Annotated in this window: 26 protein-coding genes and 1 rRNA gene; 16 read left to right on the top strand and 11 right to left on the bottom strand. The window is 71.6% G+C overall.

The window, feature by feature from the left end:
* The 8 genes from rrf to LUZ64_RS21515 form a co-directional block, all read left to right on the top strand.
* Nucleotides 1–72 (top strand): 5S ribosomal RNA (gene rrf, locus LUZ64_RS38095); the annotation flags it as partial.
* A 67-nt stretch (nt 73–139) separates the two neighbouring features.
* Nucleotides 140–784 carry an HAD family hydrolase gene (locus tag LUZ64_RS21545; RefSeq protein WP_095585288.1) on the top strand — a complete coding sequence of 215 codons (645 nt, stop codon included), beginning with the start codon at nt 140–142 and terminating at the stop codon, nt 782–784.
* 61 nt (nt 785–845) lie between these two features.
* Complete coding sequence (locus tag LUZ64_RS21540; protein WP_095585287.1) at nt 846–2,018, top strand: acetoin utilization protein AcuC; 1,173 nt, start codon at nt 846–848, stop codon at nt 2,016–2,018.
* Nucleotides 2,019–2,387: 369 nt separating this feature from the next.
* A complete protein-coding gene (locus LUZ64_RS21535) occupies nt 2,388–3,203 on the top strand; it encodes a phosphatase (RefSeq protein ID WP_095585286.1) in 816 nt (271 codons plus the stop codon).
* 128 nt (nt 3,204–3,331) lie between these two features.
* Nucleotides 3,332–3,541, top strand: coding sequence for a helix-turn-helix domain-containing protein (locus tag LUZ64_RS21530; protein ID WP_067299677.1), 210 nt, complete (start codon nt 3,332–3,334; stop codon nt 3,539–3,541).
* A gap of 110 nt (nt 3,542–3,651) precedes the next feature.
* On the top strand, nt 3,652–3,750 hold the full coding sequence (locus LUZ64_RS21525; protein WP_003948845.1) for a 30S ribosomal protein bS22: 99 nt from the start codon (nt 3,652–3,654) through the stop codon (nt 3,748–3,750).
* Between the two features lie 241 nt (nt 3,751–3,991).
* Nucleotides 3,992–5,038 carry an NAD-dependent epimerase/dehydratase family protein gene (locus LUZ64_RS21520; protein ID WP_095585285.1) on the top strand — a complete coding sequence of 349 codons (1,047 nt, stop codon included), beginning with the start codon at nt 3,992–3,994 and terminating at the stop codon, nt 5,036–5,038.
* Nucleotides 5,039–5,051: 13 nt separating this feature from the next.
* Nucleotides 5,052–6,113, top strand: coding sequence for a lysophospholipid acyltransferase family protein (locus LUZ64_RS21515; protein ID WP_095585284.1), 1,062 nt, complete (start codon nt 5,052–5,054; stop codon nt 6,111–6,113).
* Between the two features lie 109 nt (nt 6,114–6,222).
* Here the strand turns inward: LUZ64_RS21515 and LUZ64_RS21510 are convergent, their stop codons facing one another.
* The 4 genes from LUZ64_RS21510 to LUZ64_RS21495 all read right to left on the bottom strand — a co-directional run bounded on the left by LUZ64_RS21510 (nt 6,223) and on the right by LUZ64_RS21495 (nt 10,221).
* The gene (locus tag LUZ64_RS21510; RefSeq protein WP_095585283.1) at nt 6,223–7,428 is read right to left on the bottom strand and encodes a DUF5667 domain-containing protein; all 1,206 of its coding nucleotides are present in this window, start codon (nt 7,426–7,428) and stop codon (nt 6,223–6,225) included.
* 204 nt (nt 7,429–7,632) lie between these two features.
* The gene (locus LUZ64_RS21505; protein ID WP_095585282.1) at nt 7,633–8,439 is read right to left on the bottom strand and encodes an ECF subfamily RNA polymerase sigma factor, BldN family; all 807 of its coding nucleotides are present in this window, start codon (nt 8,437–8,439) and stop codon (nt 7,633–7,635) included.
* A gap of 454 nt (nt 8,440–8,893) precedes the next feature.
* Entirely contained in the window at nt 8,894–9,850 is a 957-nt protein-coding gene (locus LUZ64_RS21500) for an HAD family hydrolase (RefSeq protein ID WP_095585281.1), read from the bottom strand.
* 92 nt (nt 9,851–9,942) lie between these two features.
* Nucleotides 9,943–10,221: a glutaredoxin family protein gene (locus LUZ64_RS21495; protein WP_095585289.1), complete on the bottom strand. Its 279-nt coding sequence runs from the start codon at nt 10,219–10,221 to the stop codon at nt 9,943–9,945.
* Nucleotides 10,222–10,572: 351 nt separating this feature from the next.
* Here LUZ64_RS21495 and LUZ64_RS21490 point away from each other — a divergent pair, with 351 nt between their 5' ends.
* The 6 genes from LUZ64_RS21490 to LUZ64_RS37560 all read left to right on the top strand — a co-directional run bounded on the left by LUZ64_RS21490 (nt 10,573) and on the right by LUZ64_RS37560 (nt 17,118).
* Nucleotides 10,573–11,349, top strand: a complete 777-nt coding sequence (locus tag LUZ64_RS21490) for a redox-sensing transcriptional repressor Rex (protein ID WP_095585280.1) — start codon at nt 10,573–10,575, stop codon at nt 11,347–11,349.
* Complete coding sequence (locus tag LUZ64_RS21485; protein WP_095585279.1) at nt 11,346–12,782, top strand: glutamyl-tRNA reductase; 1,437 nt, start codon at nt 11,346–11,348, stop codon at nt 12,780–12,782. Before LUZ64_RS21490 ends, LUZ64_RS21485 begins: the two co-directional genes overlap by 4 nt.
* Complete coding sequence (hemC, locus tag LUZ64_RS21480) at nt 12,779–13,747, top strand: hydroxymethylbilane synthase (protein ID WP_095585278.1); 969 nt, start codon at nt 12,779–12,781, stop codon at nt 13,745–13,747. The genes LUZ64_RS21485 and hemC overlap by 4 nt, the downstream gene beginning before the upstream one ends.
* Nucleotides 13,744–15,405, top strand: a complete 1,662-nt coding sequence (locus LUZ64_RS21475; protein ID WP_095585277.1) for a bifunctional uroporphyrinogen-III C-methyltransferase/uroporphyrinogen-III synthase — start codon at nt 13,744–13,746, stop codon at nt 15,403–15,405. The genes hemC and LUZ64_RS21475 overlap by 4 nt, the downstream gene beginning before the upstream one ends.
* Nucleotides 15,402–16,394, top strand: coding sequence for a porphobilinogen synthase (hemB, locus tag LUZ64_RS21470; RefSeq protein ID WP_095585276.1), 993 nt, complete (start codon nt 15,402–15,404; stop codon nt 16,392–16,394). The genes LUZ64_RS21475 and hemB overlap by 4 nt, the downstream gene beginning before the upstream one ends.
* Nucleotides 16,395–16,557: 163 nt before the next feature.
* A complete protein-coding gene (locus tag LUZ64_RS37560; RefSeq protein WP_095585275.1) occupies nt 16,558–17,118 on the top strand; it encodes an ATP-binding protein in 561 nt (186 codons plus the stop codon).
* Nucleotides 17,119–17,143: 25 nt separating this feature from the next.
* Here LUZ64_RS37560 and argS read toward each other — a convergent pair whose 3' ends face one another.
* Complete coding sequence (argS, locus tag LUZ64_RS21460; protein WP_095585274.1) at nt 17,144–18,898, bottom strand: arginine--tRNA ligase; 1,755 nt, start codon at nt 18,896–18,898, stop codon at nt 17,144–17,146.
* Nucleotides 18,899–19,042: 144 nt separating this feature from the next.
* Here argS and lysS point away from each other — a divergent pair, with 144 nt between their 5' ends.
* Nucleotides 19,043–20,803 carry a lysine--tRNA ligase gene (lysS, locus tag LUZ64_RS21455; protein WP_372472076.1) on the top strand — a complete coding sequence of 587 codons (1,761 nt, stop codon included), beginning with the start codon at nt 19,043–19,045 and terminating at the stop codon, nt 20,801–20,803.
* 91 nt (nt 20,804–20,894) lie between these two features.
* Here the strand turns inward: lysS and LUZ64_RS21450 are convergent, their stop codons facing one another.
* Entirely contained in the window at nt 20,895–21,611 is a 717-nt protein-coding gene (locus LUZ64_RS21450) for a DUF3558 domain-containing protein (RefSeq protein ID WP_095585272.1), read from the bottom strand.
* Between the two features lie 111 nt (nt 21,612–21,722).
* Nucleotides 21,723–22,580, bottom strand: coding sequence for a hypothetical protein (locus LUZ64_RS21445; RefSeq protein WP_232390541.1), 858 nt, complete (start codon nt 22,578–22,580; stop codon nt 21,723–21,725).
* Nucleotides 22,581–22,744: 164 nt separating this feature from the next.
* Here LUZ64_RS21445 and LUZ64_RS21440 point away from each other — a divergent pair, with 164 nt between their 5' ends.
* Nucleotides 22,745–23,938 carry an RtcB family protein gene (locus tag LUZ64_RS21440; RefSeq protein ID WP_095579498.1) on the top strand — a complete coding sequence of 398 codons (1,194 nt, stop codon included), beginning with the start codon at nt 22,745–22,747 and terminating at the stop codon, nt 23,936–23,938.
* Nucleotides 23,939–24,032: 94 nt separating this feature from the next.
* On the opposite strand, the gene LUZ64_RS21435 is transcribed toward LUZ64_RS21440, so the two are convergent.
* The 4 genes from LUZ64_RS21435 to LUZ64_RS21420 all read right to left on the bottom strand — a co-directional run bounded on the left by LUZ64_RS21435 (nt 24,033) and on the right by LUZ64_RS21420 (nt 26,519).
* Nucleotides 24,033–24,413 (bottom strand): VOC family protein, encoded by a 381-nt coding sequence (locus LUZ64_RS21435; RefSeq protein WP_095579499.1) that lies wholly within the window; start codon nt 24,411–24,413, stop codon nt 24,033–24,035.
* 125 nt (nt 24,414–24,538) lie between these two features.
* Nucleotides 24,539–25,306 carry an SDR family oxidoreductase gene (locus LUZ64_RS21430; protein ID WP_095579500.1) on the bottom strand — a complete coding sequence of 256 codons (768 nt, stop codon included), beginning with the start codon at nt 25,304–25,306 and terminating at the stop codon, nt 24,539–24,541.
* A 248-nt stretch (nt 25,307–25,554) separates the two neighbouring features.
* Nucleotides 25,555–25,890, bottom strand: coding sequence for a YnfA family protein (locus tag LUZ64_RS21425; protein ID WP_095579501.1), 336 nt, complete (start codon nt 25,888–25,890; stop codon nt 25,555–25,557).
* 41 nt (nt 25,891–25,931) lie between these two features.
* The gene (locus LUZ64_RS21420) at nt 25,932–26,519 is read right to left on the bottom strand and encodes a hypothetical protein (RefSeq protein WP_095579502.1); all 588 of its coding nucleotides are present in this window, start codon (nt 26,517–26,519) and stop codon (nt 25,932–25,934) included.
* Between the last annotated feature and the right edge of the window lie 63 nt (nt 26,520–26,582).

Raw genomic sequence — 26,582 nt, 5'->3', positions numbered from 1 at the left:
CCGGAAGCTAAGCCTTTCAGCGCCGATGGTACTGCATGGGGGACCGTGTGGGAGAGTAGGACGCCGCCGAACAATTTTTAGCCTCAGGCCCCGAGTTTTCACTCGGGGCCTGAGGCATTTTTGCGTTTAGGGTGACGTCATGCGCTATGACCTCGTCATCTTCGACAACGACGGTGTGCTCGTCGACAGCGAACCGATCGCGAACACGATCCTGGCCGCATACCTCACGGAGCTGGGTCACCCCACCACCTACGAGGACTCCCTCCACGACTACATGGGCGCCGCGGTGCACCGCGTCCACGACCTCGTACTCGAGCGGACCGGCCAGGAGCTGCCGGCGGATTTCGACCACACCCTGCACTCGCGGACCTTCGCCGCGTTCGAAGAGCGCCTTCAGCCGATAAAGGGTGTCACCGAGGTCCTGGAGCTCCTCGTCGCCGAGGGCGTCTCCTACTGCGTGGCCTCCTCCGGCACCCATGAGCGGATCCGGGTCGGTCACCGGCGCACCGGGATGGACGAGTGGTTCGAAGAGGAATGGATCTTCAGCGCCGATGACGTCGGCCAGGGCAAGCCGGCGCCCGACCTCTTCCTTTACGCCGCGCGGTCCATGGGCGTGGACCCCCGCCGCTGTGCCGTCGTGGAGGACAGCGCACGAGGCGTCGAGGCCGCCGTGGCCGCCGGGATGGACGTCTTCGCGTTCACCTCCATGACCCCGCGGGACCGGATGCCCGGTGCCACCGCGTACTTCGGAGAGATGACGGAACTGCCGCGGCTCCTGGCCTGAGCCCCGGCCCGGTCGTACACCCCCGTCCGCGGGCCCGGAACCGCCCGCTACGGTGTCGGGCATGAGCGGCCGTGCACAGCTGATGTGGGACGAGGCGGTAACGGGCTACGACTTCGGCCCGGGACACCCGATGGACCCGGTGCGCCTCGCGCTGACCATGAGGCTGGTCGAGGCGTTCGAGCTCGACCGCGCCCTTCGGGTCACCGCGGCCCGGCCGGCCGGGGAGTCGACGCTCCGGCTCGTCCACCGCGCGGACTACATCGCCGCCGTGCGCGAGGCCTCGGCGCACCCGGAGGCGGCCGACGGTTCGTACGGGATCGGCACGGCCGACGTGCCGGCGTTCGCCGGGATGCACGACGCGGCCGCGCTGATCGCCGGCCAGTCCGTGGGCGCCGCGGAGGCCGTGTGGCGCGGCGAGGCGCTGCACGCCGTCAACTTCACGGGCGGGCTGCACCACGCGATGCCCGGAGGCGCGTCGGGCTTCTGCGTCTACAACGACGCGGCCCTGGCCGTGGCCCGGCTGCTGGAACTGGGAGCCGAACGGGTGGTCTACCTGGACGTGGACGTGCACCACGGCGACGGGGTCCAGGCCGCTTTCTGGGAGGACCCGCGGGTGCTCACGATCTCCCTGCACGAGCACCCCCGCACGCTCTTCCCGCACACCGGGTGGCCCGAGGAGACGGGCGCCCCGGGGGCCGAGGGCAGTGCCGTGAACGTGGCGTTGCCGGCCGGGACGGGTGACACCGGATGGCTGCGGGCGTTCCACGCGGTGGTGCCCGAGCTGGTCGCCGCCTTCCGGCCGCAGGTGCTGGTCACCCAGCACGGCGCCGACACCCACTTCGAGGACCCGCTGGCCCATCTGGCGGTTTCCGTGGACGCCCAGCGGCTGGTCGCCGAGGCGTGCCACGCGCTGGCCCACGAGCACACGGACGGCCGGTGGGTGGCCCTGGGCGGCGGGGGTTACGCCGTGGTGGACGTCGTGCCGCGCTCCTGGACGCATCTCGTGGCCGTCGCGGCCGGGCGGCCGGTGTCGCCCGGCGCGGAGATGCCGGAGGAGTGGCGGGCCGAAGTGTTCCGTCGTACCCGGCAGTTGGGCCCGCTGCGGATGACGGACGGCCGGACGCCGGAGTGGCGGGACTTCGACGACCACGGGTACGACCCGGCGGACCGGCTCGACCAGGCGATACTGGCGGCGCGGCGGGCCGTGTTCCCCGCCCACGGGCTGTTGCCCTGAACCGGCCGGGCCCCGCGGCCTCGTAGCCGTCCACGGTCAAGGGCCCGGGGAGTACCCGGGATCGGTGGCGAGGGGCGTCGGACGCCGTGTGCCAAGGGCCGGCGGAACCCTGCCGGCGAGGGGTCGACCAGGGGTCGGCGAGAGGTCGACGAAGTGCCGTCGGAAACCGTGGCCGGAGGGCCAACGGAAGCCCTGGGGCGCGTTGTACGCCCGTGGCGGGTGTGCAACGCGGATGGGCGTACGCCCAGTGGTGCCGGCGCCTCCGGAGTGGCGTCTGAGGCTTGCTTACTTGCCGGTACGTTAGGCCACGCGTGGGAACTCCCGGGTGAACTTCGACGCGGTGGCCGGGGGTCCGCCAGCATCGGACCTGTGTTGAGCCCCGGCACCTTGCGTGCCCATCTGCTGGCCGCCCGACTGGCCGGTCCCGTGGCGACCACGCGGGAGCGGAGCCTCGGCCGGTACCGGATGTTCGTGGCCCGGGATCCCCGGGTGCTGATCGGGCTGGAGCCCGAACGGGACTGGCTCCTGGGTGATTTGTTACAGCTGATGGGCCGAAGGTGTGGGGTTTCGGCCGACCCGGACCATGCTTCGGGGCAGGATGTGATCGACCCCGATCGTACGATCGCGGCACTCGATGCCTTCGCGGACCGGCTCGCGACGGTGGCAGCCGCAGGCGCACCGGTGTTGCTCGGCACCGGCCACCCCCACCGACTCCTGGGTTTCTACGCCGGGTTGGCCGCCGGGCTCTCGGCGAAGGGATGCACTGTCCTCACCCCGGCGCAGGGTCGAAGTGTCGACATAACGACCCGGTTCGGGGTACGCACTTACAACCTTGACTACGTCCGAGGCGTCGCGCTGGTGCGTGAACCCGGCGCGCGGGGAGCGGGAAGTGAGCCGGGCGCACATACGCATTCACCGCTCCCGCTTCGTACGGCGCTGGCTGCCGCGATGGACGGGGACGGGCCGCTGCCGGCCCTGGTCGTGGGGGACCACGGATGGGTCTGCGGGGCAGGTCAGCTGGGCATTGAGGCCATTGGGCTGGCGGACTCGGACGACCCCGCGCCGTTCGTCGGAGAGGCCGAGGGGCGGGTGTCCGTCGTGGTTCCGCTTGATGACACTGTGCGGTCTGATTACTACCGACCGCTTACTCGCTATGTACTCAATCGAGCGTGTCTGTCACAGTAGGCGGCCGATGGCTGCTCCTCTTCCCCACTCGCATCACGCGCCCCTAACCTGGGGAGTGAGCGCGCAGCGACGAGGAGTCACCGGAGGGGAAGCCGGTGCGCGTCATGTGCGGAAGGTTCAGGTGTGTCATGGCTGCTGGCGAGAGGCCTCTCAACGAGGTCGTGTTCCTGACCGTGGCGGAAGTCGCCGCGGTGATGCGAGTGTCCAAGATGACCGTGTACCGCTTGGTGCACAGTGGTCATCTGCCGGCGATCCGGGTGGGAAGGTCGTTCCGGGTCCCAGAGCAAGCGGTGCACGAGTACCTCCGGGAGTCCTACGTGGGGGTGGAAACAGCCTGACGTGGACCTCGGATTACGCTGTTCGCCCGGTGCCGGGTAGGCTGGCCCGATGTAGGTCGTGTGGGCTCGGACGCCCCGCACCGAGTGAATCGATGTAAGCGAGGGTAGTCGTGGGCTCTGTTATCAAGAAGCGGCGCAAGCGGATGGCCAAGAAGAAGCACCGCAAGCTGCTCAAGCGCACGCGTGTTCAGCGTCGCAACAAGAAGTAAGCAGCGCCGCTGTGCTCGACCCGCAGCCCTCCCACCGCTCAGGCGGTGGGAGGGCTGCGGTGCGTTGCGGTGTGTGAAGCTTTCGCTACGGCTTGAAATGTAGCTCCGTGCAGCGGCCGGTCATCACAGCGCAACAACGACCCGCTACGGTGGCCGCGGCAGCACCACTCGTGGCGCGACGCGACGGGCCCGAGTCGATCCGAGCAAGCCGGGGCATGGGCGGGGAAGGAAGGCGCTGATCTTGGGCAAGGTCGTGCTCGTCACCGGAGTCGCACGGCAGCTGGGGGGCCGCTTCGTCCGCCGCATCCAGCGCGAGCCCGACGTGGACCGGGTCATCGGGGTGGACGCGGTGCCACCCGGGCACCATCTCGGTGGGGCCGATTTCCTACGGGCGGACATCCGCCATCCCACGATCGGCAGGCTTCTGGCCGAACACCGTGTCGACACCGTCGTCCACATGGATGTGAACGGCACCCCCCTGAGCAAGCGCGGCAGCCGGGCCACGGTCAAGGAGACCAACGTCATCGGCACCATGCAGCTGCTGGGCGCCTGCCAGAAGACCCCCTCCGTGAAGCGGCTCGTGGTGAAGTCGAGCACCAACGTCTACGGGTCCGCGCCCCGCGACCCCGCGATCTTCACCGAGACCACGCCGCCCAAGTCCCTGCCCAGCGGTGGCTTCGCCAAGGACGCCGTCGAGGTGGAGGGCTATGTGCGCGGCTTCGCGCGCCGCCGGCCCGACGTGGCCGTGTGCGTGCTGCGCTTCGCCAACATCCTCGGCCCGCGCGCCGACTCCCCGCTCGCCCAGTACTTCGCCCTGCCCGCGCTGCCCACCGTGCTCGGCTTCGACCCGCGGCTGCAGTTCGTCCACGAGGACGACGTCATCGAGGTGCTGCGGATAGCCGCCGGCGAGCCGCGCCGGGCCACGCTCAACAGCGGCACCTTCAACATCGCGGGCGACGGGGTGCTGCTGCTCTCCCAGGCCGCCCGGCGCCTCGGACGGCCCACCCTGCCGTTCTTCCTGCCGACCGTCACCTGGGTCGGCTCCGCACTGCGTTCGGCCGGCATGACGGACTTCTCGCCCGAGCAGATCCGGCTCCTCACCCATGGCCGTGTCGTCCGGACCACCCAGATGCGCGAGACACTGGGCTTCGAACCCCGCTACACCACCGCGGGAGCCTTCGAGGACTACGCGCGCAGCCGGGGCCCGGGGCTGCTGCCACCCGCCACCCTCGCCCGTACCGTCGACCGGATCGCCGCGGCCCTGCCTGCCGGCCGTGGCCAGAACTGAGGAGCGCACCACGATGGCGGACGCGAAGGTCATCCCGTTCGGTGAGGAGCCGCGGGCCAAGCGGAAGGGCAAGCGGGTGGGCCGGGCCCGGACGGACCGCACATCGGCCCTCGCGCCCGTCGGGAGGGTCCTGACGCAGGCCGCGCCCGAGGAGGACGCCGAGGCGCCCGCCGTCCCCGCGCAGGCGGGCCCGGCGGAGAGTGGCCGGGGCGGGGCCGGGACGCCGGAGGGTGACGGCGGCTGGGACCGGAAGCTGGCCCACGGGCTGAACTTCCTGCGCCGGCGGATCACCGGTGAGTACGAGGTGGACGACTTCGGCTACGACCAGGAGCTCACCGACCAGGTCGTGATGTCCGCGCTCCGCCCGCTGTACGAGAAGTACTTCCGGGTCGAGGTGAAGGGCGTCGAGAACATCCCGGACAAGGGCGCCGCGCTGATCGTCGCCAACCACTCCGGCACGCTGCCCGTCGACGGGCTGATGCTCCAGGTCGCGGTGCACGACCACCACCCGGCGGGACGGCACATCCGGATGCTGGCGGCGGACCTGGTCTTCGTCCTGCCGGTCGTCAACGAGATCGCCCGCAAGCTCGGGCACACCCTGGCCTGCGCGGAGGACGCGCAGGAGCTGCTGGAGCGCGGCGAGGTGGTCGGGGTGATGCCGGAGGGGTTCAAGGGGATCGGGAAGCCGTTCTCGGAGCGGTACAAGCTCCAGCGCTTCGGGCGGGGCGGCTTCGTCCAGACGGCACTGCGTGCCGGGGCGCCGATCGTGCCGTGCTCGATCGTGGGAGCCGAGGAGATCTTCCCGATGGTGGGCAACTCCAGGACCCTCGCCCGGCTGCTCGGGATCCCCTACTTCCCGCTGACGCCCACCTTCCCCTGGCTGGGGCCGCTGGGCGTGGTGCCGCTGCCGACGAAGTGGACGATCCAGTTCGGCGAGCCGATCCCCACGGACGGGTATCCGCCGGAGGCGGCGGACGATCCGATGCTGATGTTCAACCTCACCGATCAGGTACGAGAAACGATTCAGCACACGTTGTACAAGCTGCTTGTACAACGGCGGTCGGTTTTCTTCTAGAGCGGTCAGGTTCTCAAGCGGTCAAGCCCGAACCGGTCGCGGCGGCCGGTGTTCTCCCGGAGTCCGAGGGAAGAACACCGACCGCCGGGGCGGCGGCGGTGCCGCGGCCCTATTTCTCTTCGTCGCCCTGGATGCCGAGGCCCGGAAGGATCTCCGGGAGGAGCGGCGGGATGGTGATGTCCGGCTGCTTGGACTGCTTGCCGTCCTTGCCGCCGTGCGTCGGCCCGGCGGGGGTGGAGCCACCCGGGCTGGGCGGGGGCTGGAGCAGCCCCGTACCGCCGATGAGGCCCTGGTGGTCCTCATGGCCGCCGGGGGCCGTGGAGCGCCGCTGACCGTGACCGCCGGGGTGCTTGCCGTCGGCCTCCGCGGAGGCCGGGGGCGGCGGGGCGGAGTGGCCGGGCCGGCCCGGGGCGCCGTGGGAGGACACACCGGGGTGGGGCTCGGAGCCGTGCTTGCCCGAGGAGGTGGGCAGCAGCGACCGCAGCGGGCCGACCTCATGGTCTATGGCCGCCATCAGCGAGGTGACGTCGTCGCCGACGTCGTGCAGCTGGACGGGGAGCTTGTCGCGCAGCTGGCTCCAGCCCTCGCGGTGCAGCGCCGTGAAGGACGAGAGGCGTTGGATGGGGCCGAGGGAGCGGTCCCGCTTGTACGCCTGGTGGAGCAGGCGGTGGCCTTCCGAGACGTCGTGGCGCATGCCGGAAAGGGTCTTGCGGATCTCGCCCAGGTCCTCGTGGTCGAGGGGGCCCGAGCGGCCGCGCTCCAGGAGGCGGCGTGCCTCCTGGAGGCGGGTGGCCGCCTGGTCGAGCAGCATCCCGCCGCGGTCGGAGTCGTCGTCGGCGAGGCCGAGGCGGAAGTCCTCCATGCCGCGCTTGAGCGGATAGAGGTGATCGCCCGGCAGGGCGCTGGAGCTCGCGGCGGCGACGCCGCCGAACGCGCCCGCCGCCACACCGACCGTGAGGCCGCCGGCCGCGAGCCCCTTGGACCAGCGGGAGCGCGGCTTGAGGCGGTTGAGCGCGCGGTGCGCGCCGCGCTTCGACGAGCGGCCCGAGCGGGGCTCGGGGATCCCGGCGGACCCCTCGGCGAACTGTGTCTCCATGGCGGCGATCAGCCGCGCCCGCTGGACGGTTCTCGTCTCGGGGTCGAGCTCGGGCGCGGGCAGGCCGCCGAGCTCGCCCACCAGCGCCAGCAGCTTGCCCTTCTCGGTGTCGTCCACCGATGGGCCGGGCTGTGTGGCCGCCGCGCCCTGGAGTTCCTGGTCCTCCAGGGCCTGGGCGAAGGCGTTCGCCCGCCGGTGCGCCGAAACGTTCGCGATCACAGGCGGCACCTCCTCTCGTCATGACGGTCGACTCCCCTGAAAACCTGGAGGGTTGCACGCCATGAGCGCATCCACTCCTTCGAGTGAGTGGCTGCGGGCATGGCGTGACCGCAGGGAGTCTGCATCCCGCACAACGAGCGGCGCGGCGGCCGGGTTACGCGCCCTGGGAGATGTGACCGCCGGTGAGTGAACGGACGCACCGGGTCAGCGCGCGTCGTCCGGGAGGAGGCGGGCCAGGGTGCGCACCGCGCGGTACTGGAGGGTCTTGATGGCGCCTTCGTTCTTCCCCATGACGCGGGCGGTCTCGGCGACCGAGAGGCCCTGGAGGAAGCGCAGGGTGACGCACTCCTGCTGCTGGGGGTTGAGCTTGCGCACCGCTTCCAGGAGTGCGGCGTTGGACAGGGATTCCAGGACGGAGTCCTCGGGGCTGCGCTCGACCTCGTTGGCGTCGAGCATCTCGCCGGTGGTCACCTCGAGCCGGAATCTCGACGACTTGAAGTGGTCGGCGACCAGATTGCGGGCGATCGTCACCAGCCAGGCGCCGAAGTCGCGGCCCTGCCAGGTGAAGGTGCCGATGCGGCGCAGGGCGCGCAGGAACGTCTCACTCGTGAGGTCCTCGGCCGTGGCCCGGCCGCCCACGCGGTAGTAGATGTAGCGGTAGACCGTGTCGGCGTACTGGTCGTAGAGCCGGCCGAAGGCCTCGGCCTCGCCGGCCTGGGCGCGCTCGACCAGGTCGAGCATGCGGGCGCTGTCGCTGTCGGCGCTCGGGCGGCGCGTGGTCGTGGGCGCCGTGGACGTACCGGAACCGGCGCCCCGGCGGGCGCGTCTCCCGACCGCGGCACCGCTCTCGGCGAGGGCGTAGCAGGGACCGGTGTGGCAGGGACCGGCGGGGACGGGTGTGGCGAAGGCAGGGACGGCGTACGCGGTGGGGACGAAGCCGCGCAGACGGTCGAGGACCGTTGCGCGCAGCGTAGCCAGGCCCGAGGCGTCAACCCCGACGTGTGGGTACACGGGACTCCCAGAGGCAGAGCTTCCATCACGTGCAGTACGGAACCGTTCACTCGTCGTAGGGACAAGGGGGTACCGGTTTGCGTCTGAGGAGAATAACGCTTCGTACAGGCAGCACTACACCGAGTTGCTCAAATCACCGTTTCCGTTCGATCTCTTACCTCTTGGTGACCGATCAAATATCGAACTGTGAAAGGAGGTTGACCGAATTTGGCGAGGGTGTGGCCGAATGGGCAGCGTGTTGTGGCAATCCGGGCAGGGGATGACTGAGGGGGGCTGTGTGAGGGTATGAAGACAGGATTGCCTGAGAGTGACGGGTGATTACGCACCGTGGTCGCTGGGCCGGGTGGCCGTCGCTCTCCGGTGGCGCGATGTGAGTGCTCCGCGTTGACGCCCGGCGGTGCCCGCCGGGGCCGTCCGCCGGGCCGGGGTCAGCGCCACCGGGCCCGGGCCCGGGTCAGCGCCGGCGGCGGTGCAGGGCGATCGCCGCCGCGGCCCCGCCCGCGAGCGCGCCGACGCCGGCCGCGGCCGGGATGCCGACCTTGGCCGCCTTGCGGCCCGTCCGGTAGTCGCGCAGCCGCCAGCCGTGCTCGCGCGCGTGCTTGCGCAGCCGGCCGTCGGGGTTGACGGCGTAGGGGTAGCCGACGAGCGACAGCATCGGGATGTCGTTGGCGGAGTCGCTGTAGGCCGCGCAGCGGGCCAGCTCCAGGCCCTCGGCCGCGGCCAGCGCCCGGACGGCCTCGGCCTTCGCGGGCCCGTGCAGCGGCTCGCCCACGAGCTTGCCGGTGTAGACGCCGCCGATGGACTCGGCGACCGTGCCCAGCGCGCCGGTCAGCCCCAGCCGGCGGGCGATGATCGTCGCGGTCTCGATGGGCGCGGCGGTGACCAGCCAGACCTTCTGGCCGGCGTCCAGGTGGGCCTGGGCGAGCGCCCGGGTGCCCGGCCAGATGCGCTCGGCCATGTACTCGTCGTAGATCTCCTCGCCGATGGACATCAGCTCGGAGACCCGGTGGCCCTGGACGATCGACAGGGCGCTGTCCCGCGCGTCCTGCATGTGCTCGGGGTCCTCGACGCCCGCGAGCCGGAACCAGGTCTGCTGCCACGCGAAGCGCGCCAGCTCGCGCTTGCGGAAGAACTGCCGCTTGTAGAGGCCCCGGCCGAAGTGGAAGAGCGCGGCGCCCTGCATGACGGTGTTGTCGAGGTCGAAGAACGCGGCCGCCCGGACGTCGCCGACGACGGGGAACTCGGGCTCGGCGGGGGCGGCGGACTCGTCCGCGGCACGCGCGGCGGCCTCCGCGGCCTCCTCGTTCTCCTGCGCGGACTTGCGGGCTGCCTCCGCCGCGGCCTCGCCGGCGAGCACGCTGCGTGCCGTGGCGGAGCGCCTGCGCGGAGTGATCCATCCCAGTGCGGCCATATGGGGAGCATAGCCAGTGTGTTCGGGGTAACCGGAGTCGGGACGATGCGACGGTGTGAACATCCTGCGACGGTCCGGTTACTCCCCGCGCGTCATCCGCCGAGCGCGCGCCGCAGCCGTACCGGGTCCACCCGCCAGAAGTCGTGCTGCGCGCCGTCCACCAGGACCACCGGGATCTGCTCCCAGTACTTGCGGTGCAGTTCCTCGTCCTGGGTGATGTCCTTCTTCTCCCAGCGGGCGCCCAGCTCGCCGCAGACCTCGGTGATGACGGCCTCGGCGGCGTCGCAGAGATGACAACCGGGCTTGCCGATCAGGGTGACCGTGCTGTCGGCGGGGTTCTTACGGGCGCGTCGGCCCAGCAGCGGAGTCATGGCGGCCATTGTGCCGCGCCCGTCCGCCGGGGATCGAAACGTCCCGAATGGGTGCCTGAGTCGACTACCATCATGTGTCGATTTGTCGGTGAGCGGGGTCAGGGAGACGGGGAGTGTGGGCGCGTGTTCCCGTCGGTGCACCCTTGGGGTGACGCCCACTCGTACGGCGGTCGCGGCGGTGCGGCCGATGGTTCCCGGATCGGGCCGAAACCGGGCGTGACGCCGGTCACTTTGCCCGGACAAAGCGGACACCATCTTTGTGCACGCGTTCACAAAGGCATAGCCTGCGTTCGACGGGGCGGTCCTGGGACGAGGCGCCGCCCGCAGCCCCGCTCTACCCGCAGGAGCACCGTGGCAACTGGCCGAACTCACCGACCGGCGACCCGAAGCCGAGGGATTCCCGAGGCCACCGTCGCCCGGCTACCGCTGTATCTGCGCGCACTGACGGCGCTCTCCGAGCGCTCGGTGCCCACGGTCTCCTCCGAGGAACTCGCGACCGCGGCGGGCGTCAATTCCGCCAAGCTCCGCAAGGACTTCAGCTACCTCGGCTCGTACGGCACCCGCGGTGTCGGCTACGACGTCGAGTACCTCGTCTACCAGATCTCCCGTGAGCTCGGCCTGACCCAGGACTGGCCGGTCGTCATCGTCGGCATCGGCAACCTCGGCGCCGCGCTCGCCAACTACGGCGGCTTCGCGTCCCGTGGCTTCCGCGTCGCCGCCCTGATCGACGCGGACCCGGCCATGGCCGGCAAGCCGGTCGCCGGGCTGCCCGTGCGGCACACCGACGAGCTCGAAGCGATCATCAGCGACAACGGTGTGTCCATCGGCGTCATCGCCACGCCCGCCGGTGCCGCCCAGCAGGTCTGCGACCGTCTCGTCGCCGCCGGGGTCACCTCGATCCTCAACTTCGCGCCCACCGTGCTCTCCGTTCCGGAGGGTGTGGACGTCCGTAAGGTCGACCTCTCCATCGAGCTCCAGATCCTCGCCTTCCACGAGCAGCGCAAGGCCGGCGAGGACAGCCCGTCCCCCGCCGCGCCCGCGGCGGCCGCCCGCTCGGGTGCGGGCGTGCGCTCCTCGGCGAGCCGGAAGGGCCCGGACGGGGATGTCCCCGCCGTGATGCCGGCATGAGCCTTCTCGTCGTCGGGCTGAGCCACCGCAGCGCGCCGGTGAGCGTGCTGGAGCGCGCCGCCCTCACGCGTGACGCGCAGGCCAAGCTCGTCCAGGACACCCTCGCGGCGGAGCCCGCCACCGAGGCGACGGTCCTGGGCACCTGCAACCGCATCGAGCTCTACGCCGACGTGGACAAGTTCCACGCGGGCGTCGCCGAGCTGTCCACGCTGCTCGCCCAGCACACGGGCGTCGGACTGGACGAGCTCACTCCGTATCTCTATGTGCACTACGAGGACCGGGCCGTCCACCACCTGTTCTCGGTGGCCTGCGGGCTGGACTCCATGGTCGTCGGCGAGGGCCAGATCCTCGGCCAGATCAAGGACGCCCTCGCGCTCGGCCAGGAGCTGCACACCGCGGGCCGGCTGCTGAACGACCTCTTCCAGCAGGCCCTGCGGGTCGGCAAGCGCGCCCACAGCGAGACGGGCATCGACCGGGCCGGCCAGTCCCTGGTCACCTTCGGCCTGGAGCAGCTCGCGGCCGGCGCCGCCGTGCCCGAGTGGGCCCTGGGCAAGCGCGCCCTCGTCATCGGCGCGGGCTCGATGTCCTCCCTCGCGGCGGCCACGCTCGCGCGCGCGGGCGTGGCGCACGTGGCCGTCGCCAACCGCACCGCCGAGCGGGCCCGGCGCCTGGCCGCGATCCTCACCGAGCCGGGCGGCCCCGGGGCCGCCGGGTTCACGGCCGAGGCCGTGGAGATGACGGCCGTCGCCGAGGAGCTCTCGCGCGCCGATGTCGTGGTGTCCTGCACGGGCGCGACCGGCCTGGTCCTGACCGCCGAGGCCATACGGGGCGCCCTCGCGGCCCGTACGCCCGGGGGCGCCGCCGTGCCCCGGCAGAGCGGCGACGCGTCGGCCGCGGCCCCCGCGGCCCCGGGCGCCGTGACCCTCGCGCTGCTCGACCTCGCCATGCCCCGCGACATCGACGCCGCCGCCCACCGCATCGAGGGCACCCGGCTCGTCGACATCGAGTCGCTGGCCGAGGCGTCCGCCGACGCGCCCATGGCCGCCGACGTCGACCAGGTGCGCGGCATCGTCTCCGACGAGGTCGCCGCCTTCGGCGCCGCCCAGCGGGCCGCGCACATCACCCCCACCGTGGTCGCCCTGCGCACCATGGCCGCGGACGTCGTCGCGAGCGAGATCGCCCGGCTCGACGGCCGCCTGCCCGACCTGGACGACAAGCAGCGCGCGGAGATCACGCAGACCGTGCGCCGTGTCGTCGACAAGCTCCTGCACGCGCCGACCGTGCGCATCAAGGAGCTGGCCGCCACCCCCGGCGGCGCCGGCTACGCCGACGCGCTGCGCGAGCTGTTCGACCTGGACCCGCAGGCGGTGGCCGCGGTCAGCCGGGCCGACTCGCGCGCCGACACGCACACCACAGCACGGGAGCCAGCATGACCGACACCTCTACGCGCCCGCTGCGCCTCGGCACCCGCCGGAGCAAGCTCGCCATGGCCCAGTCCGGGCAGGTGGCGGAGACCGTGCGGCAGCTGACCGGCCGCCCGGTGGAGCTGGTCGAGATCACCACCTACGGCGACGTCTCGCGCGAGTCCCTCGCGCAGATCGGCGGCACCGGGGTCTTCGTCTCCGCGCTGCGCGACGCGCTGCTCGCGGACGAGATCGACCTCGCCGTGCACTCGCTGAAGGACCTGCCGACCGCGCAGCCGGACGACCTCGTCCTGGCGGCGATCCCGGTCCGTGAGGACCCGCGCGACGTGCTGATCGCCCGGGACGGGCTGACCTTCGAGCAGCTGCCGAAGGGCGCCCGGATCGGCACCGGTTCGCCGCGCCGCACGGCGCAGCTCAACGCCTGGGCGCGGTCGCTCGGCCTCGAGATCGAGACCGTGCCGATCCGCGGCAACATCGACACCCGCATCGGCTTCGTCACCGGTGGGGAGCTCGACGCCGTCGTGCTGGCCGCCGCCGGTCTCGCCCGAATCGGCCGGACCGAGGACGTCACCCAGTTCCTCGAGCCCGACGCAGTTCTGCCCGCCCCCGGCCAGGGGGCCCTGGCAGTCGAGTGCGCAGCGACCAACGCGCAGCTCGTCGCCCGGCTCGCCGAGCTCGACGACCCGTACACCCGGGTCGCCGTGACCGCCGAGCGATCCCTGCTCGCCGCCCTGGAGGCCGGCTGCTCCGCACCCGTGGGTGCGTTGGCCGACCTGTTGGTTGACGGGCAGGTTGTCACCGAAATGCGCCTGCGCGGCGTCGTCGGCTCGACCGACGGCAAGACGCTGGTGCAGCTGTCCACCACCGGCCCCGTGCCGTCGTCCAGCGAGGAAGCCGTGGCCCTGGGCCGCGAGCTCGCCGCAGCGATGCTCGACAAGGGTGCGGCCGGTCTTATGGGGGAGCGAGCACTTTGAACCCCACCGCCCCGAACCACCCCGTGCACGGGCACGTCACCTTTCTCGGTGCCGGCCCCGGAGACCCGGGACTGCTGACGCTGCGCGCCGTGGAGGCACTCGCGGCAGCGGACGTCCTGATCGCCGATCCGCAGGTGCTCGACGTGGTGCGCGCGCACGCGCGCGCCCATGTGGACATGCCTGCGCAGACGGTTACTGACGAGTCATCAAAAACCGTCGGTACTCCGGAAGTACCTGTCCTTCGGGACACCGCCAATCTTGTCATGACGGCCGCGCGCGGTGGCAGGCGGGTCGTCCGTGCCGTCCTCGGCGACCCGGGCCTCGACGGCAACGCCGCCGACGAGATGCTGGCCTGCGCCACCGAGGGCATCACCTTCGAGGTGGTGCCGGGCGTCGCCACGGCCGTCGGCGTGCCCGCCTACGCCGGTGTGCCGCTGCGGGACGGCAAGGGCCGCGCGGACGTCCGCTTCGTGGACGCCCGCACCGCCTCGGCCACCTGCTGGGCCGAGGTCGGCGCGAGCGAGGTCACGGCAGTCGTCTCGACCACCCTCGACTCGGTCGTCGCGGCCGCCGCCGAGCTGGTCTCCGCCGGGCGGAAGCCCGACACCCCGATGACCGTCACCGTCGCCGGCACCACCACCCGCCAGCGCACCTGGACCGCCACCCTGGGCAGCCTCGCCCAGGTCCTCAAGGCGGCGAAGGTCCTGCCCTCCCCGGACGGCGGCCAGCCCGTCATAGCCGTGGTCGGCGAGCGCAGCGCGGCCGCGCAGCGCGACCAGCTCTCGTGGTTCGAGTCCAAGCCGCTGTTCGGCTGGAACGTCCTCGTGCCGCGCACCAAGGAGCAGGCCGCCTCGCTCTCCGACCAGCTCCGTTCGTACGGCGCCGTGCCCAGCGAGGTCCCGACCATCGCGGTCGAGCCGCCGCGCACCCCGCAGCAGATGGAGCGCGCGGTCAAGGGCCTGGTCACCGGCCGCTACGAGTGGATCGCCTTCACCTCCGTCAACGCCGTCAAGGCGGTGCGCGAGAAGTTCGAGGAGTACGGGCTCGACGCGCGCGCCTTCGCCGGCATCAAGGTCGCGGCCGTCGGCGAGCAGACCGCCAGGTCGCTGATCGAGTTCGGTGTGAAGCCCGATCTCGTGCCGTCCGGCGAGCAGTCGGCCGCCGGCCTGCTGGAGGACTGGCCGCCCTACGACCCGGTCTTCGACCCGATCGACCGCGTCTTCCTGCCGCGCGCCGACATCGCCACCGAGACCCTGGTCGCGGGTCTGATCGAGCTGGGCTGGGAGGTCGACGACGTCACCGCCTACCGGACCGTCCGGGCCTCGCCGCCGCCGGCCGAGACCCGTGAGGCGATCAAGGGCGGTGGCTTCGACGCGGTCCTGTTCACCTCGTCCAGCACGGTGCGGAACCTGGTCGGCATCGCCGGCAAGCCGCACAATGTCACCGTCATCGCCTGCATCGGCCCGGCCACCGCGAAGACCGCGGAGGAACACGGCCTGCGGGTGGACGTGCTGTCGCCCGAGCCCTCGGTGCACAAGCTCGCCGAGGCGCTCGCGGACTTCGGCGCGGCCCGGCGCGACGCGGCCCTGGAGGCCGGCGACCCGGTCACGCGCCCGAGCGAGCGGCGGCCCGGATCGCGTAGAAGGGCACGGAGTTGAGCACCACGTACGGCACGTTCCCGGGGGCCCGCCCCCGGCGCCTGCGCACCACCCCCGCCATGCGCCGCATGGTCGCGGAGACCCGCCTGCACCCGGCCGACCTGATCCTTCCCGCCTTCGTGCGGGAGGGCGCCCGGGAGCCGGTGCCGATCTCCGCCATGCCCGGGGTCGTCCAGCACACCCGTGACACCCTGCGGAAGGCGGCCGTCGAGGCGCTGGCGGCCGGGGTCTCCGGGATCATGCTCTTCGGGGTGCCCGAGGACGCCAAGAAGGACGCGGTCGGCACCGCCGGCACCGACCCCGACGGCATCCTCCAGGTCGCCATCCGGGATGTGAAGGCCGAGGTCGGCGACGACCTCGTCATCATGTCCGACCTGTGCCTGGACGAGTACACCGACCACGGCCACTGCGGGGTCCTCGACTCCGAGGGCCGGGTGGACAACGACGCCACCCTGGAGCGCTACGCCGAGATGGCGCAGGTCCAGGCGGACGCCGGCGTCCATGTGGTCGGCCCCAGCGGCATGATGGACGGTCAGGTCGGCGTCATCCGTGACGCGCTCGACCAGACCGGCCACGAGGACGTCTCGGTCCTGGCCTACACCGCGAAGTACGCCTCCGCGTTCTACGGCCCCTTCCGGGAGGCCGTCGGCTCGTCGCTCCAGGGCGACCGCAAGACGTACCAGCAGGACCCGGCCAACGCCCGGGAGTCGCTGCGCGAGCTCGCGCTCGACCTCGCCGAGGGCGCGGACATGGTCATGGTCAAGCCGGCCCTGCCGTACCTGGACATCCTGGCCGAGGTCGCGAAGGCGGTGGACGTGCCCGTCGCCGCCTACCAGATCTCCGGCGAGTACGCGATGGTCGAGGCCGCGGCGGCCAACGGCTGGATCGACCGCGACCGGGCGATCATGGAGACCCTCACCGGCGTCAAGCGGGCCGGGGCGAACATGATCCTGACCTACTGGGCGACCGAGGTCGCGCGGCAGCTCTGACCGGCGGCGGCTTTTCGACCGCCGGCGGATCCGAGGGAGCCGGGTGGGACCGTATCCGTACGGTCGCTCCCGGCTCTTCGCGTCCCCGGGCTCCCGCGGCCACGCGGGGGGAGCCGATGCTCTACGGTGTGTGCCACGCCACTCACTCCACGGAGGCGCGGGCATGGGCGACGACCCCGAGAAGGACAGCCCCGAGAAGCACAGCCCTGAGAAGGACGGCCCTGAGAAGGACGGCCCTGAGAAGGACGGCGTCGGGAAGGACGACGCCGGGAACACCGGCCCGGAGCGGGCCGGTTCGGAGCGGGCCGCTCCGGAAGAGGCCGACGACTGGGAGTACACCCTTCAGGTCCCCCGGGACCCGCTGGCCCCCTGCATCGCACGGCGCACCCTCCGCACGATCTTCCAGCAGCACGGCTTCGCCGCCGTGGCCGACACCGCCGAGCTGCTGACCTCCGAACTGCTCACCAACGCCTACCGCTACTCCGACGGCCCCGCCTCGGTGCGGGTGAGGGGCGAGGGGGAGCGGGTACGGGTGAGCGTCTGGGACACCAACCCCAAGCTCCCGGCGCCCGCCAGGGCCGCGATCCCGGACGGCGAGGCCGAGCAGGGGCGCGGGCTGGGACTGGTGATGACCTGCGCCGACAGCTGGGGCGGGTTCGCGCTGCGGGACCAGCCGCAGGGGCTGGTCGGCAAGCTGATGTGGTTCGAACTGAGGGCGGGCTGACCCGCCCCGCCCCCGGTCCGGTGGATCAGAGCTGCTCGGGCGTCCGGATGCCCAGCAGGGTCATGCCCTGACGCAGGGTGCGGGCCGTCAGGTCGCAGAGGAAGAGGCGGTTCTCCACCTGCTCCGGGGTCTCGGCCTTGAGGACCGGGCACTCGGCGTAGAACGTGGTGTAGAGCGAGGCCAGCTGGTAGAGGTACCCGGCGAGCTTGTGCGGCTCGTAGGAGGCCGTGACCTCGGCCAGGAGCTCCCCGAACTGGTCCAGGTGCATGCCCAGCGCGCGCTCGGCCGGAGCCAGCGCGAGCTCCGGGTGGGCGGCCGGCCGGGCCTCGCCCGCCTTGCGCAGGATCGACTGGATACGGGCGAAGGCGTACTGGAGGTAGACGCTGGTGTCGCCGTTGAGCGACACCATCTGGTCCAGGTCGAACTTGTAGTCGCGCGAGACGGACGTGGACAGGTCCGCGTACTTCACCGCGCCGATGCCGACCTGGGCGCCGCGCTCGGCGATCTGCTCCTCGGTCAGGTCCTGGGCCTTCTCGCGGACGACGGCCGTCGCGCGGTCGATCGCCTCGTCGAGCAGGTCGACCAGGCGGACCGTCTCGCCCTCACGGGTCTTGAACGGCTTGCCGTCCTTGCCGAGGACCGTGCCGAAGCCGAGCTGGACGGCCTTGACGTCCTCGGTCAGCCAGCCGGCCCGGCGGGCGGTCTCGAAGACCATCTTGAAGTGCAGGGACTGCCGGGCGTCCACCACGTACAGCAGGGTGTCGGCCTTGAGGTTGCCCACCCGGTCACGGATCGCGGACAGGTCGGTGGCCGCGTAGCCGAAGCCGCCGTCGGACTTCTGGACGATCAGCGGCGAGGGCTTGCCGTCCGGGCCCTTGACGTCGTCGAAGAAGACGCACAGCGCGCCGTTGGAACGGACGGCGACGCCGGACTCCTCCAGCAGGCGGCAGGTCTCGGCGAGCATGTCGTTGTAGCCGGACTCGCCGACGATGTCCTCGTCGCGGATCTCCACGTCGAGCTTGTCGAAGACGGAGTAGAAGTAGATCTTCGACTCGTCGACGAACCGCTGCCACAGCGCGAGGGTCTCCTCGTCACCGGCCTGGAGGTCGACGACCCGGCGCCGGGCGCGGGCCTTGAACTCCTCGTCGGAGTCGAAGAGCGTCCGCGACGCCTTGTAGAGCCGGTTCAGCGAGGACATGGCCTCCTCGCCGGAGACCTCGCCCTCGTGGTCCAGCTCGTGCGGGTGCTCGATCAGGTACTGGATGAGCATGCCGAACTGGGTGCCCCAGTCGCCGATGTGGTGCCGGCGCACGACCTTCTCGCCGGAGAACTCCAGGATCCGCACCACCGCGTCACCGATCACCGAATTGCGCAGGTGGCCGACGTGCATCTCCTTGGCCACGTTCGGCTGGGCGTAGTCGATGACCGTGGTGCCCGGGTGCTCCGCGAACGGCACGCCCAGGCGGTCGTCGGCGGCGCGCGCGGCCAGCGTCCTCACGATCGCCTCGTCCGTGATCGTGATGTTCAGGAAGCCGGGGCCCGAGACCTCGACGTCCTTGATCAGATCACCGGCGGGCAGACCCTCGACGACCTTCGTCGCCAGCTCGCGGGGGTTGCCCTTCAGCTTCTTGGCGAGCGCCAGCATCCCGTTGGCCTGGAAGTCGGCCCGGTCGCTTCGTCGCAGCAGCGGGTCGGCGGCGCCGACCTCCGGCAGGGCTGCCGAGAGGGCGTCCGCGAGGCGCTGGTGGAGCGAGGAAGCGAGGGAGGGAACCGAAGCCATGGGGTGGGTGCCATTCCGGTAGGCGGCATGAAGGTCCCACCGAGTATCCCATGCGTGTACCACGGCCCCTCGGTGATTTCGCCGCACCCCGGGCAACCCCGGGGCCACGCCTTTCGTCTGGGACAATGGTCATGCCAGGACCGTATGGAAGGAAGTGCCGTGGCTCAGGCTCAGAGCACCGAGGCCGACTGGGTCTCCCGTTTCGCCGACGACGTCATTGCCGAAGCGGAGCGCCGCGCCCCCGGCAAACCGATCGTCGTGGCCTCCGGGCTCTCCCCCTCCGGCCCGATCCACCTCGGCAACCTCCGCGAGGTCATGACCCCGCACCTGGTCGCCGACGAGATGCGCCGCCGCGGCCACGAGGTCCGTCACCTGATCTCCTGGGACGACTACGACCGCTACCGCAAGGTGCCCAACGGCGTCCCCGGCATCGACGCGTCCTGGGCCGAGCACATCGGCAAGCCGCTGACCTCGGTCCCGGCCCCGGCCGGCTCGGCGTACCCGAACTGGGCCGAGCACTTCAAGGCGGCCATGGTCGAGGCGCTGGCCGAGCTCGGCGTCGAGTACGACCCGATCAGCCAGACCGAGCAGTACACCTCGGGCGTCTACCGCGAGCAGATCCTGCACGCGATGAAGCACCGCGGTGACATCGACGCCATCCTCGACCAGTACCGGACGAAGAAGGACCCCGCCGCGGCCGGCAAGAAGCCGCAGCAGAAGCAGCAGAAGCCGGTCGACGAGGCCGAGCTGGAGGCCGCCGAGGGCTCCGGCGCCGCCGCCGAGGACGACGGCAGCGGCTCCGGCGCGGGCTACTTCCCGTACAAGCCGTACTGCGGCGTCTGCGAGCGCGACCTCACCACCGTCACCGCCTACGACGACGAGTCCACCGAGCTCGCGTACACCTGTGTGTGCGGGCACTCCGAGACCGTGCTGCTGAGCGAGTTCAACCGCGGCAAGCTGGTCTGGAAGGTCGACTGGCCGATGCGCTGGGCCTACGAGGGCGTGATCTTCGAGCCCTCCGGCGTCGACCACTCCTCGCCGGGCTCGTCCTTCGTCGTCGGCGGCCAGATCGTCCGCAAGGTCTTCGGCGGCGAGCAGCCGATCGGCCCGATGTACGCCTTCGTCGGCATCAGCGGCATGGCCAAGATGTCCAGCTCCAAGGGCGGCGTGCCCACGCCGGGCGACGCGCTGAAGATCATGGAGGCGCCGCTGCTGCGCTGGCTCTACGCCCGCCGCAAGCCCAACCAGTCCTTCAAGATCGCCTTCGACCAGGAGATCCAGCGGCTCTACGACGAGTGGGACAAGCTGGAGTCCAAGGTCGCCGACGGCACGGTGCTGCCCGCCGACGCCGCCGCGTACAGCCGTGCCGCCCGCACCGCCGCCGGTGAGCTGCCGCGGACCCCGCGCCCGCTGCCGTACCGCACGCTCGCCTCGGTCGTCGACATCACCGGCGGCCACGACGAGCAGACCCTGCGGATCCTCTCCGACCTGGACCCGGCCAACCCGGTCACCTCGCTGGACGAGACCCGCCCCCGGCTCGACCGCGCCGAGCACTGGATCAACACCCAGGTCCCGGCCGAGTCGCGCACGGTCGTCCGGGCCGAGCCCGACGCCGAGGCGCTCGCCGCCCTCGACGACGAGGCCCGCGCCTCGCTGCGACTGCTCCTGGACGGCCTCGACGAGCACTGGTCGCTCGACGGCCTCACCACGCTCGTCTACGGCGTGCCGAAGGTCCTGGCCGGGCTCACGCCCGACGCCAAGCCGACGCCCGAGCTGAAGGTCGCCCAGCGGTCCTTCTTCGCCCTGCTCTACCACCTGCTGGTCGGGCGGGACACCGGCCCGCGCCTGCCCACGCTGCTCCTCGCCGTGGGCGCGGACCGGGTGCGCAAGCTGCTGGCCGCGTAAACGCGCCGCGCCGTACACGGCGGAGGGCCGCCACCCGGTGACACCGGGTGGCGGCCCTCCGCCTTTCGCGTCCGCGCCGCTCGCCGGCGCGCTACTTCTTGTTCGCGTCGGCGACGGCCGTGACGGCCTCCTTCGCCGCGGTCTGCGCGTTCTTCATCAGACCTTCCGCGTCGGGGTTCTTGGCACCCTGGTAGCCCGCGCCGCTGTACTTCACGGTGATCACGACATTGGCGGTCCGGGTGACGACGATCGCGTTGCGGTAGTCGTCGTCGCTCTTGCGGTAGTCCGAGGCCACGCTGTTCGCCTCGTCGCCGATGTCGGTGAGCTTCTCCGTCTTGGCCTCCTTGGCGCCGTCCTCGGTGGCCGCCTTGGTGGTCCGCTGGGTGACGAACGCCTGGGCGCGCTTCTCGCCGGAGCCCAGGGCCGGGTCGGCGGTGAAGCGCTTCAGGGAGATCGTCAGGGTGCGGAACTGCATGTCCTTGGGGTCCTCGTCGTCGAGGCCGTTCCAGAAGCAGCTCGCCGAGTCGTTGGAGTCGGAGGCGGGGAGCGGGTCCCCCTCCTTCTTCTTCGCCTTCGGCACGATCGAGTCGATCGTCTTCTCGGTGACGGTCTTGCACACCTCGGGCAGCTTGGTGAACGTCGCCTCCTTGACGGACGGCGAGGCGCTGGGCGTCGCCGCGGCGGAGGGCGTGGCCGAGGACTTCTTCTTGTCGCCGGAGTCGTCGTCCGAGCAGCCGGTGGCGACGAGCATCACCGGTACTGCGGCGCAGGCGAGGAGTCGGGCGAGTCGCGGGGCTGTTCGGTGCATGGGTCCTTCGCTCGTTCAGGTTCGAGGGCGGGCCGGGCTGCGCCCGGGTCTGGTCGGCACGGTACGCGGCCGACGCACGGCGGTGGTCGAAGTGGGACGTTACTCGCCGGGCTAATTGCCGAAGTGCCCCGCGTCGAGCTCGCGGGCCAGGCCGTGCGCCCTGCCCTGGAGGTCCTCGCTGCTGGGGACGTGCTGCCGGTCGGTCGACCACTGGTCGTAGGCGATGCTCACCAGGACGTTGGCGGACCGGAAGACGATCGCGATGTCGCGGTGCACCCCGGAGCCCGTGGTGCTCAGCTTGTCGTCGACGAACGCCTCGTCGCCGAGGTCGTCGAGGGCGCGCGGGGCCAGGCCGGAGGGGGAGCCCGAGGGCGGGACGGACGGGGAGGGGGAGGCGGTGGCGCTCGGCTTGCCGGAGGCGGCGCCGCCCTGCGGGTGGGCGCCGGCGCTCGTGCTCGGCGAGCCGGACGAGGGGGCCGGGGTGGCGGGGGCGGAGGAGGCCGAGGCGGCGGCGGTGGGGATGTGGGCGGCGGTGGCCTCGCGGGCGTAGAGCTGCTGTGCGCGCTGCTCGTCGCTGACGCCCGGCTGGTAGGACACCACGCGCTCGAAGTCGACCGAGAGGTGGCGGGTGCCCTCCGGGGTCTCCAGCCGCCAGCGGCAGCCGACGCGGCGGTCGGTGTCATAGGTGATGGCGGCCTGGCCCTTGTAGACCTTCTCGATCTCCGCCTCGCTCTCGTCCTCGCCCGCGGGGAGCAGGCGGCGGAGCGTGTCGCGGTTGACGTAGCCGCAGGGTTCGGGGAGGCCGCGGTACTTGCCGGGCTCGCCGGCGGGGGCCGAGGAGCCGGGCTGGCCGGGCTTGGAGTCGTCGCCTCCGCCGCCGGTGCCGGATGCCCCGCTGCACGAGGTGAGGCCCGCCGTCAGCACGGCCGCCACCAGCGCGGCGGCCGGTGCGTACGCCCTTCGCTGCACTGTCCGTGGCCCCTCTCGCCCGAAAACGTGTTGCCGCCGGTCCGGCGGCGGCTGGACAGTATGTCTACCGCACGTGCCGCCGCGTCCGCCGGTTCACTGCCATGAATCGTGCGATTTGTCCGGCTTTTGCGTTATCTTTCTTTTACGGGGTAATGGGGAAAATCATGTCCTACACCGAGGTGCCCGGCGCCCGGGTTCCGATCCGCATGTGGGCCGACCCGGCCACGGTCGAGGGCGTCGCCATGCAGCAGCTGCGCAACGTCTCGACCCTGCCGTGGATCCAGGGCCTCGCGGTGATGCCCGACGTCCACTTCGGCAAGGGCGCCACGGTCGGCTCGGTGATCGCGATGCGCGGCGCGGTGTGCCCGGCGGCGGTCGGTGTGGACATCGGCTGCGGGATGTCGGCGGTGAGGACGTCGCTGACGGCTAACGACCTGCCGGGTGATCTGTCGCGGCTGCGGTCCCGGATCGAGCAGGCGATCCCGGTGGGCCGCGGGATGCACGATTCCGCGGTGGATCCGGGCAGGCTGCACGGGCTGGCGACGGCGGGGTGGGACGATTTCTGGGGGCGGTTCGACGGGGTCGCGGAGGCGGTCAAATTCCGTCAGGAGCGCGCCACGAAGCAGATGGGAACGCTCGGATCCGGAAACCACTTCATTGAGTTCTGTCTCGACGAGACGGGTTCGGTCTGGCTGATGCTCCACTCCGGCTCCCGGAACATCGGCAAGGAGCTCGCCGAGTACCACATCGGCCAGGCCCAGAAGCTGCCGCACAACCAGGGCCTGATCGACCGGGACCTCGCGGTCTTCATCGCGGACACCCCGCAGATGGCGGCCTACCGGCACGACCTGTTCTGGGCGCAGGAGTACGCCAAGCACAACCGCGAGCTGATGATGGCGCTCTTCAAGGACGTGGTCCGCAAGGAGTTCGCCAAGGCGAAGCCGACCTTCGAGCAGGTCATCTCCTGCCACCACAACTACGTGGCCGAGGAGCGCTACGAGGGCATGGACCTGCTCGTCACCCGCAAGGGCGCGATCCGGGCCGGCAGCGGTGAGTTCGGCATCATCCCGGGCTCGATGGGCACCGGCTCGTACATCGTGAAGGGCCTCGGCAACGCGGCCTCCTTCAACTCCGCCTCGCACGGCGCCGGCCGCAAGATGAGCCGCAACGCCGCGAAGAAGCGCTTCACCACGCGGGATCTGGAGGAGCAGACGCGGGGTGTGGAGTGCCGTAAGGACGCCGGTGTGGTGGACGAGATCCCCGGCGCGTACAAGCCGATCGAGAAGGTCATGGAGCAGCAGCGGGACCTGGTCGAGGTCGTCGCGAAGCTGAAGCAGATCGTCTGCGTCAAGGGCTGACGGAAGCGGGCGGCGTGGCAGCGACCGGCGCGGAAGGGGCTCGTGCGGAAGGGGCCGGCGCCCTGGCAGGGTGCCGGCCCCTTCGTCGTGTCCGCTACGCGTCCTGCGAGTACCAGCGCAGCTCGACCGTGTTGCCGTCCGGGTCCTGGACGTAGAGCGACTGGCCGTCGCCGCGGGCGCCGAAGCGGGAGCCGGGGCCGTCGGTGACCGTGAAGGTGCCGGAGTCGATCACGGTCTGCCAGTCGAGGGGCTCGACGACCAGGCAGATGTGGTCGACGTTGGACTCGCCGCGGTCGCGCTTGAACAGGTCGATGATCGTCGTGGGCGAGACGCGGACCGAGGGGAAGGGCACCTTGCCCGCGCGCCACTCGTCCACGCGGACCGGCTCCAGGCCGAGCGGGCCGGTGTAGAAGGCCAGGGCCCGCTCGATGTCGGAGACGTTGAGCACGAGGTGGTCGAAGCCGGTGACGCGCATGGGATTCCCCTTTCGTAGGGCCGTCCCCCCAGGACGGCCGCGCTAAGAAAGTAACCCTTGTTGATCTTCAGCGCGATCCGCATTTCGTCCTGCGTCCGAGGTCCCGGGGCCGCTGGGCCCGCGGCTCAGCTCTCGCGGTGGACCTTGTGGTTGGCGGCCTGGGCGCGCGGGCGGACCACGAGGAGGTCGACGTTGACGTGCGGCGGGCGGGTGACGGCCCAGGCGATGGTGTCGGCGATGTCCTCGGCGGTCAGCGGTTCGGCCACGCCCGCGTAGACGGCGGCGGCCTTCTCCTCGTCGCCGCGGAAGCGGGTGACGGCGAACCCCTCGGTCTTCACCATGCCGGGCGCGATCTCCACGACGCGTACGGGCTCGCCGCACAGCTCCAGGCGGAGGGTCTCGGCCATCACATGGGCGCCGTGCTTGGCCGCGACGTAGCCGCCGCCGCCCTCGTAGGTGGTGAGGCCGGCGGTGGAGGAGACGATCAGGACGGTGCCGCCGTCGGGGGCGGTGCGCAGGCGGGGGAGCAGGGCCTGGGTGACGTTGAGCGTGCCGAGGACGTTGACCTCGTACATCGCCCGCCAGTCGGTGGGGTCGGCGGTCGCGACGGTTTCGGTGCCGAGGGCGCCGCCGGCGTTGTTGACCAGGACGTCGACGGCCGGAAAGTCGTCGAGGAAGACGCCGAAGGCCGTGACGGCGGCGCGGTCGGTGACATCGAGCTCGTAGGCGACGGCCTCGTGGCCCGCGGCGGTGAGCTCGGCGGCGAGGGCCTCGATCCGGTCCTCGCGACGGGCGGTGAGCACGACGCGGTAGCCCTCGGCGGCCAGCCGGCGGGCGGTGGCGGCGCCGATTCCGCTGCTCGCGCCGGTGATGACTGCGGTGCGGGTGCTCATGAGGGGCCTCCTGGGGCGCAAGCGACGTGGCAGATCCGTGCGCAGGATATGCGGCGGGTGTGCGGGGGCGGCGGCTGCCGGTGGTGTTCCGGCCGGGGGTGGGACGCCTGTGGCCGGCGTGCCCCGGCGCGGGTGACGGCCGTGCCTCGGCGTGCGGGACGGCCGTACGCCGACGGCGGCCGTGTCCCGGTGCTCCCGGCGCCCGTACACCGGGGAACGTGACGGCCGTACGCGTCGGCGGCCGCGCCTCAGCGGTCGCGGGGGACGTACATGATGATCGCGACGCCGGCCAGGCAGACGAGCGCGCCCAGGACGTCGTAGCGGTCCGGGCGGTAGCCGTCCGCGACCATGCCCCAGGCCAGCGAGCCCGCGACGAAGACCCCGCCGTACGCGGCGAGGATGCGGCCGAAGTCGGCGTCGGGCTGGAGCGTGGCGACGAAGCCGTAGGCGCCCAGGGCCACGATCCCGGCGCCGATCCAGGCCCAGCCCCGGTGCTCGCGGACGCCCTGCCAGACGAGCCAGGCACCGCCGATCTCCAGCAGTGCGGCGAGGACGAAGAGGGCGACGGAACGCAGGGTGAGCATGGGCGAAGGCTACGGCGGGCCCGGCGGGCGGGCGGGGCGGATCAGGGCCAGACGAGGCAGTAGGGCTGGTGGCCGTTCTCGTGGAGGCGGCGGGAGAAGTCCTGCCACTCGCGCAGGAGCTGGTAGACGGTGAACGCGTCGCGCGGGCCGCCGCGGTCGGGGACCGTGGACCAGATGAACGCCGCGGCGCCCACCGCTTCCTCGCCGACCCCGCGCAGCGGGTCGACCACGGTCATGGGGAGCTTGACGACCGCGTAGTCGGGATGGAGGACGACCAGCTCGAGCGGGGGGACTTTGTGCAGGGGTATGCCCTCGATGCCGGTGAGCACCATGGCGGCGACCGTTTCCGGCTTGATTTTGGTGAACATGCCGCCCATGCCGAGCTCGTCACCGCCGAGCTCCTCGGGGCGCATGGAGATCGGGACGCTGGCCGCGGCCGCACTGCTGGGTGCCCCGAAGTATTTGTAGGTCACCCCCACCCGGCCACCACTCCCGCTGATCTCCGTGCCGTCCACGCCGGGCGTGCCGTCTTCTTCGCGCCGGCCCCTGTGGCGCCCCCTGCGGGACCTCTGGGCTCGCTCGGGGCCCAGGTCATCGGTGCCCTCGCCCAGTCCGCCACCGCGATGCATATCTCCACCCGACCGCTTTTTTACGCAGGGCAGCCCCCGCCGCGCAACCCGATCATCGTCTCA

It is taken from the genome of Streptomyces albireticuli (assembly GCF_021228125.1).
Taxonomy (GTDB): Bacteria; Actinomycetota; Actinomycetes; order Streptomycetales; family Streptomycetaceae; genus Streptomyces; species Streptomyces albireticuli.
The sequence above is the reverse complement of the archived record's forward strand: the minus strand, read 5'-3'. Positions and strand labels throughout refer to the sequence as shown.

Coding starts and splice junctions, on each gene's coding strand:
- LUZ64_RS21500 (WP_095585281.1), bottom strand. CDS start 9,850: ATGGCCGCACTGGGATGGATCACTCCGCGCAGGCGCTCCGCCACGGCA.
- LUZ64_RS21435 (WP_095579499.1), bottom strand. CDS start 24,413: ATGCGCGTCACCGGCTTCGACCACCTCGTGCTCAACGTCTCCGACATC.
- LUZ64_RS21495 (WP_095585289.1), bottom strand. CDS start 10,221: ATGACTCCGCTGCTGGGCCGACGCGCCCGTAAGAACCCCGCCGACAGC.
- LUZ64_RS21530 (WP_067299677.1), top strand. CDS start 3,332: ATGGCTGCTGGCGAGAGGCCTCTCAACGAGGTCGTGTTCCTGACCGTG.
- LUZ64_RS21545 (WP_095585288.1), top strand. CDS start 140: ATGCGCTATGACCTCGTCATCTTCGACAACGACGGTGTGCTCGTCGAC.
- hemC (WP_095585278.1), top strand. CDS start 12,779: ATGACCGACACCTCTACGCGCCCGCTGCGCCTCGGCACCCGCCGGAGC.
- LUZ64_RS21485 (WP_095585279.1), top strand. CDS start 11,346: ATGAGCCTTCTCGTCGTCGGGCTGAGCCACCGCAGCGCGCCGGTGAGC.
- LUZ64_RS21450 (WP_095585272.1), bottom strand. CDS start 21,611: ATGCACCGAACAGCCCCGCGACTCGCCCGACTCCTCGCCTGCGCCGCA.
- lysS (WP_372472076.1), top strand. CDS start 19,043: ATGGAAGGAAGTGCCGTGGCTCAGGCTCAGAGCACCGAGGCCGACTGG.
- LUZ64_RS21425 (WP_095579501.1), bottom strand. CDS start 25,890: ATGCTCACCCTGCGTTCCGTCGCCCTCTTCGTCCTCGCCGCACTGCTG.
- LUZ64_RS21540 (WP_095585287.1), top strand. CDS start 846: ATGAGCGGCCGTGCACAGCTGATGTGGGACGAGGCGGTAACGGGCTAC.
- argS (WP_095585274.1), bottom strand. CDS start 18,898: ATGGCTTCGGTTCCCTCCCTCGCTTCCTCGCTCCACCAGCGCCTCGCG.
- LUZ64_RS21420 (WP_095579502.1), bottom strand. CDS start 26,519: ATGCATCGCGGTGGCGGACTGGGCGAGGGCACCGATGACCTGGGCCCC.
- LUZ64_RS21440 (WP_095579498.1), top strand. CDS start 22,745: ATGTCCTACACCGAGGTGCCCGGCGCCCGGGTTCCGATCCGCATGTGG.
- LUZ64_RS37560 (WP_095585275.1), top strand. CDS start 16,558: ATGGGCGACGACCCCGAGAAGGACAGCCCCGAGAAGCACAGCCCTGAG.
- LUZ64_RS21515 (WP_095585284.1), top strand. CDS start 5,052: ATGGCGGACGCGAAGGTCATCCCGTTCGGTGAGGAGCCGCGGGCCAAG.
- LUZ64_RS21430 (WP_095579500.1), bottom strand. CDS start 25,306: ATGAGCACCCGCACCGCAGTCATCACCGGCGCGAGCAGCGGAATCGGC.